12 protein-coding genes are annotated in these 11,257 nt (G+C 72.5%); 11 read left to right on the top strand and 1 reads right to left on the bottom strand.

Annotation, left to right across the window (positions count from 1 at the left end):
* The first annotated feature begins 373 nt into the window (after positions 1 to 373).
* The 11 genes from aroA to NAG42_RS25260 all read left to right on the top strand — a co-directional run bounded on the left by aroA (position 374) and on the right by NAG42_RS25260 (position 10,345).
* Positions 374 to 1,600: a 3-phosphoshikimate 1-carboxyvinyltransferase gene (gene aroA / locus NAG42_RS25210; RefSeq protein WP_250033453.1), complete on the top strand. Its 1,227-nt coding sequence runs from the start codon at positions 374 to 376 to the stop codon at positions 1,598 to 1,600.
* 74 nt (positions 1,601 to 1,674) lie between these two features.
* Positions 1,675 to 2,121, top strand: coding sequence for an SRPBCC family protein (locus NAG42_RS25215; RefSeq protein ID WP_250033454.1), 447 nt, complete (start codon positions 1,675 to 1,677; stop codon positions 2,119 to 2,121).
* Positions 2,118 to 2,438: an ArsR/SmtB family transcription factor gene (locus NAG42_RS25220; RefSeq protein WP_250033455.1), complete on the top strand. Its 321-nt coding sequence runs from the start codon at positions 2,118 to 2,120 to the stop codon at positions 2,436 to 2,438. The genes NAG42_RS25215 and NAG42_RS25220 overlap by 4 nt, the downstream gene beginning before the upstream one ends.
* A 121-nt stretch (positions 2,439 to 2,559) precedes the next feature.
* The gene (locus NAG42_RS25225) at positions 2,560 to 3,537 is read left to right on the top strand and encodes a TolB family protein (protein WP_250033456.1); all 978 of its coding nucleotides are present in this window, start codon (positions 2,560 to 2,562) and stop codon (positions 3,535 to 3,537) included.
* Positions 3,538 to 3,602: 65 nt separating this feature from the next.
* A complete protein-coding gene (locus tag NAG42_RS25230; protein WP_250033457.1) occupies positions 3,603 to 3,983 on the top strand; it encodes a hypothetical protein in 381 nt (126 codons plus the stop codon).
* Positions 3,984 to 4,038: 55 nt separating this feature from the next.
* Positions 4,039 to 4,671 (top strand): tRNA (guanosine(46)-N7)-methyltransferase TrmB, encoded by a 633-nt coding sequence (gene trmB / locus NAG42_RS25235; RefSeq protein WP_250033500.1) that lies wholly within the window; start codon positions 4,039 to 4,041, stop codon positions 4,669 to 4,671.
* A 29-nt stretch (positions 4,672 to 4,700) separates the two neighbouring features.
* Positions 4,701 to 6,716: an ATP-binding protein gene (locus NAG42_RS25240; RefSeq protein WP_250033458.1), complete on the top strand. Its 2,016-nt coding sequence runs from the start codon at positions 4,701 to 4,703 to the stop codon at positions 6,714 to 6,716.
* Positions 6,717 to 6,775: 59 nt separating this feature from the next.
* Complete coding sequence (locus NAG42_RS25245; protein WP_250033459.1) at positions 6,776 to 8,185, top strand: selenium-binding protein SBP56-related protein; 1,410 nt, start codon at positions 6,776 to 6,778, stop codon at positions 8,183 to 8,185.
* Positions 8,182 to 8,832, top strand: a complete 651-nt coding sequence (locus tag NAG42_RS25250) for a hypothetical protein (protein ID WP_250033460.1) — start codon at positions 8,182 to 8,184, stop codon at positions 8,830 to 8,832. The genes NAG42_RS25245 and NAG42_RS25250 overlap by 4 nt, the downstream gene beginning before the upstream one ends.
* Before the next feature lie 107 nt (positions 8,833 to 8,939).
* Positions 8,940 to 9,584: an alpha/beta fold hydrolase gene (locus NAG42_RS25255; protein ID WP_250033461.1), complete on the top strand. Its 645-nt coding sequence runs from the start codon at positions 8,940 to 8,942 to the stop codon at positions 9,582 to 9,584.
* 20 nt (positions 9,585 to 9,604) lie between these two features.
* Positions 9,605 to 10,345 carry an alpha/beta hydrolase gene (locus NAG42_RS25260; protein WP_250033462.1) on the top strand — a complete coding sequence of 247 codons (741 nt, stop codon included), beginning with the start codon at positions 9,605 to 9,607 and terminating at the stop codon, positions 10,343 to 10,345.
* A gap of 3 nt (positions 10,346 to 10,348) precedes the next feature.
* On the opposite strand, the gene NAG42_RS25265 is transcribed toward NAG42_RS25260, so the two are convergent.
* Entirely contained in the window at positions 10,349 to 11,257 is a 909-nt protein-coding gene (locus NAG42_RS25265) for a proteasome assembly chaperone family protein (RefSeq protein WP_250033463.1), read from the bottom strand.

Raw genomic sequence — 11,257 nt, forward strand, 5'->3', positions numbered from 1 at the left:
GCGACCGCCCCGGCCTCGACCGCCCATGTCAGCCGGGGCGGTCGCCCCTGCCCGTGCCGCTAAGGCAGCGCCCACGCCCGCCTGCGCCTGCCCGCCCGCCTGTCCGCGCCAATCCGCGCCGCGCCAATCCGCGCCGCGCCAATCCGCGCCGCGCCTGCCGGCCTGCCCGCGCGGCGCCTGTCCGCGTCGCGCCTGTCCGCGCCGGCCCGCGCGCCCCCGCCCGCGCCGCGCTTGCCCACGCCGGCCTGCCCGCGCTGGCGACTTGTGGAAGCCTCCAGCCAGGGGCAGTGTCCAACTGTCGGAAATGGGAGAACTTCGGGTGCGCGGGCGCCGGGAGGATGGCGGCGTGACTTCAACTCGTGCTGTGCGACCAGTGGAACGGGAACTTGACGCCGATGTGCGGCCGCCCGGGTCCAAGAGCATCACCAACCGGGCGCTGATCTGTGCGGCCCTCGCGCCGGGCACGTCGACGCTGACCGGGGCTCTGTTCGCCGACGACACCCGGGCGATGATGGCCGCCGTGGCCACGCTCGGCGCCACGGTCGCGGCCGACGAGGGCGGGTCGATCGTCGTCGTGCGCGGTGGCGGCGCGCCCGCGCCCGGGGCTGTCGTCGACGCGCGGCAGTCCGGCACCACCTCGCGGTTCGTGCTGCCGGCGGCGGCTCTCTTCGGCACCCGTACGGTCGTGGACGGCACGCCCCAGCTGCGCGCGCGGCCGTTCGGGCCGGTGTTCGACGCTCTGCGGCAGGCGGGGGCCGAGGTCGAGGAGCTGGGCGAGCCGGGTTTCCTGCCGGCCGTGGTCAGCGGACCCATGCTCGGCGGGGCGGTGCACGTCAGCGGGCACGTCTCCAGCCAGTTCCTCTCCGGTCTGTTGATGGCCGGGCCGCTGCTGCGCGACGGGCTCGAGGTGTCGCTGACCTCCGCATTGGTGTCGGTGCCCTATGTGGAGATGACCAAGGCGGTGATGGCGGCCTTCGGCGTGCCGGTGGCCGGTCTCACCGTGCGGCCCGGCGCTTACCAGGCCCGCGCCTACGACATCGAGCCGGACGCCAGCGCCGCGTCCTACCTGCTGGGTGCCGCGGCCGTCGTGGGTGGGCGGGTCACCGTACGAGGGCTCGGGACCGCGAGTCTGCAGGGTGACGTCGGCTTCGCCGAGGTGCTGGAGCGGATGGGGGCCTCGGTGACCCGGACGGCCGAGTCGGTGACGGTGACCTCGTCGGGCCGGTTGCGCGGGGTCGACATCGACATGGCCGACATCTCCGACACGGCGCAGACGCTGGCGGCGGTCGCGGTGTTCGCGGATTCACCGACCCGGGTGCGCGGCATCGGCTTCATCCGGGGCAAGGAGACCGATCGGATCGCGGCCGTGGTCACCGAGTTGCGCCGGGCCGGGATCGACGCCGTCGAGGACGAGGACGGCTTCACGATCCACCCGGGCGTCCCGCGGCCGACCGCTTTCCACACCTACGAGGATCACCGGATGGCGATGAGCCTGGCCCTGCTCGGCCTGCGGGTGCCCGGCATCGAGGTCCTCGACCCGGGTTGCGTGGCCAAGACGTACCCCGCCTTCTTCACCGATCTGGAACGGCTCGCCGACTGAAAGTGCAACCCAGGGGTTGCGCATCCGGCAGATATGCAACCCTGGGGTTGCGCATTCTCACAGAGGGAGTCGGTATGACCAACGATCGGATCGAGCGCGACACGTTCGTCAAGGCCCCGGTGGAGCGGGTGTGGGCGGTGATCACCGAGCCACACCACGTCGGCGTGTGGTTCGGGCCGGGCGAGCCGGCCGAGATCGATCTGCGGCCGGGCGGGACCATGCGGCTCGACCACGGGCAGTACGGAGTCTTCCCGACCTTGATCGTCGCGGTCGAGCCGCCGCGCTACCTGTCCTACCGGTGGGCCAGTGCCTACCCGGGTGAGGTGGCCGACGAGAGCAACTCGACGCTGGTCGAGTTCTTCCTGGAGCCCGAGGCCGAGGGCACCCGCCTGCGGGTGGTCGAGACCGGCTTCGCGGCGCTGACCATCCCGGCCGAACGGGTGGCGACGGCCGGCTACGACAGCCACGCCGAGGGCTGGAGCGGCATCGTCGAGATCGTCAAGGAGTACGCCGAGAAGTGACCGCCGAGCTGCAGGTGCTGGCCGCCCTGGCCGACCCGACCCGCTGGAGCCTGCTCGACGAGCTGGCGGGCCGGCCGGAGGCGACCGCGACGGTGCTCGCCGCCGGCCGGACGGTGACCCGGCAGGCGGTGGTGAAGCACCTGGCCGTCCTCGAGCGGGCCGGCCTGGTGGCGGCGCGGCGCCAGGGCCGCGAGACGCGCTACACCGTCCGGTCCGAGCGTCTGGACGAGACGGCCCGCTGGATGGCCGCCGCCGCCCGCCGCTGGGACACCCGGCTGGCCACGATCAAACAGCTCGCCGAGGGCGACGACCAGTAGGCCGGGCTCACCGGAACGGTGGGATTTCCGGGTTTCGGGCGAGGAATGCCTTAGGAGCAGAACGGTTGCGACGATCCTCTCGGTGTACATAGCAGGTCCGGCGCGTCGGGGGGCGTTCGTCATGAAGGTGCTGGTCAAGAACTTGGCGTTGGCGGGGGTCGCGGCGGGAGCGCTGCTGCACCCGGTCGCGGCCCAGGCCGGCGGCGCGGTCGTGGGAGTCGCCGCCCCCAGCTTGGCCACCCTGGTCGCGTACGTGCGCAGCGGGGACATCTATGTGAGCAAGGGCCCCGCGGAGAAGCGGCTCACCACCGGCGGCGGCCACGCGCGGCCTCGCTGGTCGCCCGACGGGAAGTCGATCGCCTATCTGCGGACCGGGCTGCTCTGGGTCATGCGGGCGGACGGCGGCGGGCAGCGCAAGCTGTCGAGCCGGCCGGCGAGCGGGCCGTCGTGGGCACCGGACGGCAAGTCCATCGCCTTCGCCTCGCTGTCCTGCTCGGGTGGGCCGGGCGTCTACCGGATCGCCGCGACCGGGGGCGCGGCCGAGGTCCTCTTCCCGCGGGACTGCCGCGGGGAGGACCTGCCGGCTGAGACCGCCCCGGTCACCGCGCGGACCGGGTCGTTGAGCGAGCGCCTGAGCACCGACGACGCGGTCGCCTGGTCGCCCGACGGCACCCGGGTCGCCTTCCGGGGCGGCGACTGCGAGTCGGTCTACGACGCCTGCCTGAGCCTGGGCACGGTGGCCACCGGCGGTGAGCAGACAGTGGCCGCCTATGGCGGCGGCAGCCTGCAGAACAAGGGCTTCGCCGTGGTGCCCAGCTGGCGGGCGGACGGGGCCAAGCTGGCCTGGACCGCCTACGAGAAGGGCGAGACGAAGGCCGCCGACCGGCCCGTGCACCTGGTCGAGTACGACACCAGGACCAGGGCCAAGCGGACCGTCGGGGGAGCGCTCGACCGGGAGATGGCCTATCTCGACACGAAGCGGGCGGTGGTCACCGGCCAGTACGGCAAGGGCTCCTGGGTCCTGGTGGTCGGCCTGGCCACCGGCGCCCGCGCCCCCTTCCACGAGGGCTCGCAGCCCAGTGTGCAACCGGTGCGCTAAGCCGGTCCGGCGAGGTTGCCGATAGGGGTGGTGACCGGGAGTAGGCACGTTGCTGAGGAGCAGGCATGACCGTCTCCGGACTGGGCGCCGCCCGGACCCCTCACTCGCCGTTCACGCCGCTGCACCGGACCCCGCGCCCGGAGAAGCCGGCCGGCCGCTCGGACGAGAACCTGACCGGCCGCGACCGCGAGCTGATCTTCCAGGTCACCGGGGTGCGCGACCCGGCCCAGCAGGGTGCCACCGCCTTCGCCGCCATCCTGGCCGCCGAGCGGGCCGCGGGCCGTCTCGCCCCGGGCCAGGAGGCGGGTGCGCTCTACCTCAAGGACCTCAACCGGCGCTACGAGCGCACCGGCGGCCCCAACCCGGTCGCCGCCTACCTGTCCAAGGCCCTCGCGTACCTCTCCGAAAGCCAGGGCGGCGCGAGCCGGATCGACGTCTCGGCGTAGAAAGACAGGCGTGACCCACCCGCCGATCCGCACGTTCCACCCGCGCCGGGGCCGGATGAGCTCCCGCCACACCGACGCGCACTCCGCGCTGTGGCCGAGCCATGGCGTGACCGTCCTCGACGGCGACCGCACCCCGCTCGACCTCGACGAGCTCTTCGGTGGCGGCGCGCCCAAGGTCCTCGAGATCGGCTTCGGCATGGGGGACACGCTGGCCGCGATGGCCGCGGCCGACCCGGACCGCGACTACCTGGGCATCGAGGTGCACACGCCCGGCATCGGCAACCTGCTGGCCGAGATCCAGGATCAAGACCTTCCCAACGTACGGGTGGCCCGCGGCGACGCCATGCAGCTGGTGCACCGCCTCGCCCCCGGCCGCCTCGACGCCGTCCACATCTTCTTCCCGGACCCGTGGCCGAAGGCCCGTCATCACAAGCGCCGGCTCGTCCAGCCGCAGAACGTCGCCCTGCTGCGCGACCGGCTGCGTCCGGGCGGCGTCCTGCACTGCGCGACCGACTGGCCGCACTACGCCGAGGCGATGGCCGAGACCCTCGACGCCGATCCGGGCCTGGAACCGCTCGACCACGACCGCGCGGGCCGCCCCGAGACGAAGTTCGAGCGGCGCGGCGTCGGGGCCGGGCGCCCCATCACCGACCTGCGCTACCGTCGTAGTACCCCAAACAGGTCTTAAGTGCAATTAGCGCCTTATAGGCTGGTGGCGTGGAAGACGCCGAGGTGTCGTCAGGGACCGGGCGCCTCGACGAGGACCTGCTGCACGAGGTCGCCGAGCTGCACCCGGCCTCGCTGGACGGCGGTGGTGGCGACGAGCTGGCCGGCCTGCTGGCCCGGGCCGCCGACGCCCCGATCGGCGTCATCCACCTGGTCCACGAGGACACCCTGCGGCTGTACGGCGGATACGGCCTGACCGCCGAGACGCGCCCGGAGATCCCGCTCGAGGGCACGCTGGCCTCGGTCGTGGTCAAGACCGGCGAGCCGCTGGTGGTCGACGACCTCTCGGCCGACGGACGGGTGCCGCCCGGCTGCACCGGTGCCTACCTCGGCCATCCCATGCGCGACCGCAACGGCGCGGTCCTGGCCGTCTGCTGCGCCCGCGACGTGCGGCCCCGCACCTGGTCGGCCGGCGAGCGGGCCTCGATCGCCGAGGCCGCGGTGGTCGGCGCGCTCTTGATCACCGAGCAGCTCTCCCGGTACGAGATCGACCGCCAGCGCCGCTTCCTCGACGCGGTGCTGGACAGCCTGCACGACGGGGTGACCGCCTGCGACGAGCAGGGCCGGGTGGTCTTCGTCAACGAGCGGATGCGCCGCATCTGGGCCGACATCGGGCCCGCCGGTGCCGATCTCGGTCTGCTCAGCGCCCTGCGCGGCGAGCACCAGCGGGACAGCGACGTGGTGCTGCCCGGGCTCAACGGCCGGGTCCGGCACTACCTGGTCGACGCGCACCCGATCACCGGGCCGGGTGGGCAGACGGTCGGCGCGGTCCAGGCCGTGCAGGACGTCACCCGCCGCAAACGGGTCGAGCGCTTCCGCACCTGCGAGCTGGCGGTCACCACGGCGCTGGCCGACGCGCCGAGCATCGAGGCGGCCGGCCCGCGCGTGCTCGAAGCCGTGGTCAGCACGCTCGAATGGGTGCACGCCGAGCTGTGGCTGGTCGACAAGGCGGCCGCGGTCGTGCGGCCGGCCGCCCGGTGGAGTGCGCCCGGCTGGCAGTCCGACATCGAGGTGCCGGCCGACCTGGCCTTCGGGGTGGGCCTGGCCGGGCGGGCGTGGCAGGCCGGCAAGCCGTTGTGGATCCGGGACGTGGGCCGGCCGCAGAGCCTGATCTCGCCCGAGACCGCCGCGTCGGGCGCCCTGCATTCGGCGCTGGCGGTGCCCGTACGGGAAGGGTTCGAGATCCTCGGGGTGCTGACGGTCTTCGCCGACACCGTCGAGGACCCGGAGGACGAGCTGCTCGCCCTGATGTCCGGGATAGCCGCGCACATCGGTCAGTTCGTCGAGAAGAACCTGGTCGACGACCTGCAACGGCAGCTGATCCGGAGCAAGAACGAATACCTGGCCCTGGTCGGGCACGAGCTGCGCACCCCGCTCACGTCGATCAGCGCCTACACCGAGCTGCTGCGCGAGGCCGACGAGGTGAGCCTGATCAAGGACGGGCCGCGGCTCATCGAGGTGATCGAGCGCAACACCAACCAGCTGCGCGACATCATCAACGAGCTGATGGAGCTGTCCGCCCTCGACACCGGTCACGCCGACGTCCAGCTCATGCCGATGGACCTGGCCGACGTGGTGCGGGACTCGGTCGCCCAGGCGCGGGCCGCGGTGGCCGGCGCGCCGCTGGTCATCGACGACGACCTGCCCGAGCAGCTCGTGCTGCCCGGCGACCGCAAGCGGCTGCGCCAGGTGGTGGACAACCTGCTCGGCAACGCGGTCAAGTACAGCCCCGACGGCGGCCACATCAGGGTCACGCTCAAGGCGACCGGCCGGGCCGCGGAGCTGGCGGTGTCGGACACCGGGCTGGGCGTGTCGACCGACGAGCGCGAGAAGCTGTTCACCGGCCTCTACCGCACCAGCCGGGCCCGCGACTCGGCCATCCCGGGCACCGGTCTGGGCATGACGCTGAGCCGGGCGGTGGTCAGCCGGCATCACGGCAGCATCGAGCTGGCCGACCACGAGGGCGGCACCACCGTGCTCGTCCGGCTGCCGCTGGACCCCCGTTGACAACCTCTTGACACTTGTGACCCTGTTCACGTGCGGGCCGCCGGGACGAGGATGGCGGAATGACCCGGTGGACACCTGATCCGACGTTCTATCCGACCCCTCGTGACGCGGCCGGCGCCCCGGCCGAGACGCTGGCCTATGTGGCCGCCTTCGACCGCGCGGGCGAGCAGCCCGACGCGATCGCCGTCGTGGACACCGACCCCGGCTCGGAGACGTACGGCCGGGTCGTCGGCTGGACCGACCTGCCGCACACCGGCGACGAGCTGCACCACTTCGGATGGAACGCGTGCAGCAGCGCGCTCTGCCCGACTGCCCCGCACCCGCACGTCGAGCGGCGCTACCTGATCGTGCCGGGCCTGCGGTCGTCGCGGATCTACGTGATCGACACCAAGGACGACCCGCGGTCGCCGCGCGTCGTCAAGGAGATCGCGGCCGAGGAGCTCGCGTCCAAGGCGAACTACTCCCGGCCGCACACCATCCACTGCGGACCCGACGGCATCTATGTCTCGGCACTGGGCAACGGCACCGACGGCGGCGGTCCGGGCGGCATCGCCGTCCTCGACCACACCACCTTCGAGGTCCGCGGCCAGTGGGAGGCCGACCGGGGAGACCAGCATCTCGCGTACGACTTCTGGTGGCACCTGACCCGCGACGTGCTCGTCACGTCCGAGTGGGGCACGCCCGACATGATCGAGGACGGGATCAACTCGGAGCTGCTGCTGGCCCGCAAGTACGGCCACCGGCTGCACTTCTGGGACCTGGCCAAGCGCACCCTGGTGCAGTCGGTCGACCTCGGTGACCAATACCAGATGACGCTCGAGCTGCGCCCGGCCCACGAGCCCACCCGGGAGTACGGCTTCGTCGGCGTGGTCGTCAGCGTCGAGGACCTGTCGGCGTCGGTCTGGGTGTGGCACCGCGACGGCGGCGAGTTCCAGGTCACCAAGGTGATCGACATCCCGGCCGAGCCCGCCGCCACCGAGGATCTGCCCCCGGCGCTCCAACCTTTCGGAGCCGTGCCACCCCTGGTCACCGACATCGATCTCTCGGTCGACGACAAGTTCCTGTACGTGTCCTGCTGGGGCACCGGGGAGCTCAAGCAGTACGACGTGAGCGACCCGTTCCGCCCGGTCGAGACCGGCTCGGTGCGGCTGGGCGGCATCGTCGGCCGGGTGCCCCACCCGTCGTTCCCGGACGAGCGACTGGCCGGCGGCCCGCAGATGGTCGAGGTGTCCCGCGACGGCCGGCGGGTCTACGTGACCAACTCGCTCTACGGCTCCTGGGACGACCAGTTCTACCCGGACGGGGTCGGCGCCTGGCTGGCCAAGCTCGATGTGGCCGACGGCGGCGGGCTGACGGTGGACCCGGCGTTCTTCCCGCACGGCGACGACTTCCGCGGCCGTCGCGTGCACCAGACCCGTCTGCAGGGTGGCGACGCCAGCTCCGACTCGTACTGCTTCCCCTCCGCGTGAGCGGGGGGCAGATCGCGGTCCTGGCCGGGCTCGGCGCCTTTCACGGGCTCAACCCGGCCATGGGCTGGCTGTTCGCGGTCGCCCGGGGCATGCAGGAGCGGTCCCGGGGCGTCCTGCTGAGGTCGCTGCCGCCGATCGCCCTGGGCCACCTGGCCTCGGTGGCGATCGTGGCCTCGGTGGTGTCGGCGACCGAGTCCGTCGTGGCCGGCAACGTCGTCGGCATCGTGGGCGGGGCCGTGCTGGTGGTGTTCGGGCTGTGGCGCCTGCTCTCCGAGCGGCACTTCCGGTGGGCCGGCATGCGCCTGTCGACCGCGCAGCTGGCCGGCTGGTCGTTCCTGATGTCCTCGGCCCACGGCGCCGGTCTGATGCTGCTGCCGGTGCTGGCCGTCGGCGCGGCCGGCGCGCACGCCGATCACGCCATGCCGGGGATGCGCGTCGACGGCACCCCGCTGGCGGCACTCGAAGGGCTGGCCGCGGCCGGGGTGCACACGCTGGCGATGTTCGCCGTCATGGCCGCGCTGGCCGTCGGCGTCTACGAGTTCGTCGGCGTCGCCATCCTGCGCAAGGCCTGGTTCAACATGGATCGCCTGTGGGCCGGTGTCATGGTCGGTGCGGGCGCGCTGACCATCGCCATCACTGCCAGTTAGCTGGTGATTCGATAAACGTCGCGTAACGGCAGTGGCTTCGGCGCGTGCCGATCCGTTTCCCGGGTATAGGCACCATTCTCCCTCCCGGCAGAGAAGGACCGACGCCCATGCAGCCACAGCCGCCGCGCCGCTCCACGCACGCCACGAACAGCCCGCTCAACCGCATCGTCTACGACCGGTGGGGCGAGTTCGGGCGGCCGGTGCTCCTGCTGCACGGCCTGCTCTTCGACCGCACGATGTGGTGGCCGGTCGCGGCCGAGCTGGCCGGCGAGTGCACGGTGATCGCGCCCGACCTGCCGGGTCACGGGCAGTGCCCGCCGCGCCTCGACTACAGCCTCGAGCGGATCGCCGACGACCTGGCCGGGCTCGTGCTGGGCCTGCAGCTGCACCGGGCGCCGATCGTCGTCGGTCACGGCACGGCGGCCTGGCTGGCGGTGGCGTTCGCCGACCGGTATGCCACCCAGTGCGTGCTGACCCTGGACGAGCCGCACGGCAGCCTGCCGGGCACGGTCGACGACCTGGTGGCGGCGGCCGGGCTGGCCGCGGTGCCCGAGCACTACCGGCCGTTCGCCGAGCCCCGGCGGGATCCGGCGCTGCTGAAGGCGTACGCGGGGTGGCGGGAGCAACCACCCACCCGCCGCCTGGCCGTCGCCGGAGCCGGTCCGGGCCCCGCTGGGCCGGTGCCGGAAGGCGCGTTCGGCCATCTGACCGATCCCGAGGGGTTCGCCGGGCGGCTGCGCGCGCTGCTGTAACGCTCGGGCAGACTGGGGCGATGGCCCTGATCCACGTTGACTTCTATGCCGAGTCGCTCGACCTCGCCACGTCCATGACCGTCGTGCTGCCGCAGGAGGGTCCGACCCCGCCGCCGGTGCTCTACCTGCTGCACGGTCTCACCGACGACCACACCGCCTGGACGAGATACACCTCGATCGAGCGGTACGCCTACGACCACCAGCTCGCCGTCGTCATGCCGCAGGTGCACCGCAGCTTCTACGCCGACGAGGCGTACGGGTTGAAGTTCTGGACGTTCCTGTCCGACGAGCTGCCGCGCGTGGTCCAGCGGTTCTTCAACGTCTCGGACAAGCGCGAGGACACCTTCGTGGCCGGGCTGTCGATGGGCGGCTACGGCGCCTTCAAGTGGGCACTGCGCCGGCCCGAGCAGTTCGCCGCCGCGGTCAGCCTCTCCGGCGCGCTCGACGTGCCGTGGCTCCAGCAGCACGACGACCGCCCGCACATCCGCGAGGTGATGGAGCGGGTCTTCGCCGGTCGCGACACCACCGGCACCGACGACGACCTGTTCCACCTGCTCGAGCGGGCCGACAAGGCGACCCTTCCGCGCCTGATGCTGCGGTGCGGCACCGGCGATCACCTGTTCGAGCAGAACGAGCGCTTCGTGCACGCGTGCGCCCGCGCCGGCCTCCCGCTGGACAGCGAGTTCGAGCCGGGCGGGCACGAGTGGTCCTTCTGGGACAGGCACATCCCGCGCGCCCTGGACTTCATGGCCAAGGGCTGAGCGTTACTCGTTGTCGCGGTTCTGCTGCTCGGCCAGGAAGCGCTCCAGCTCGGCGCCGAGTTCCTCGGCCGTGGGCAGCGGGCGGTCCCCGTCGGCCAGCAGGTTGCCCTCGCGGCCGCGCAGGAAGGCGTCGTACTGGGCCTCGAGCGAGGTGACCAGGCGGCCGGCCTGCTCGTCGTCGGCGACCTGCTTGTCGACGTCCTCCCGGACGGCCTTGGCCGCCTCGCGCAGCTCACCGGTCGGCAGGGCCAGGCCGGTGGTCGACGACACCGAGTCGAGCAGCAGCTCGGACGCGGCCGGATAGGTCGTCTGGGCCAGGTAGTGGGGCACGTGGGCGGCGAAGCCCATCGCGTCGTGGCCGCTCTCGCCCAGACGGAACTCGAGCAGGTTGCCGACGCTGGCCGGCACCTGGACCTTCTGCAGCCAGGGCTCGCGGTCGCCGAGCAGCGACTTGTCGGTGGCGTGGGCGGTGACGCTGACCGGCCGGGTGTGCGGCACGGCCATCGGGATCGCGTTGAGCCCCACGGTCAGGCGCACGCCGAACCGCTCGACCAGGCCGGTGACGGCCGCGATGAAACGCTCCCACTGCAGGTCGGGCTCGGGCCCGGCGAGCAGCAGGAACTCGGTGCCGAGCTGGTCACGCACCAGGTGCAGGGCGAGGCTGGGCTCCTCGTAGCTGACCCAGTGATCCTCGTCGAAGATCATCGGGGGGCGGCGGGAACGGTAGTCGAGCAGCTGGTCGAGGTCGAAGGTGGCGACGACCTGGCTGTCGAGGCGCTCCAACAGGTTCTCGCGCGCGAGCTGGATCGCGCTGCCCGCGTCGACGAATCCGGTGAGGGCCTGGACCAGCACCGGCTCGGCGAGCTCGGGCAGGTCTTCGGCCAGCTCGTAGAGCTCGTTCGGATCGAGCAC

This window comes from Paractinoplanes maris, from assembly GCF_023544465.1.
Taxonomy (GTDB): domain Bacteria; phylum Actinomycetota; class Actinomycetes; order Mycobacteriales; family Micromonosporaceae; genus Actinoplanes; species Actinoplanes maris.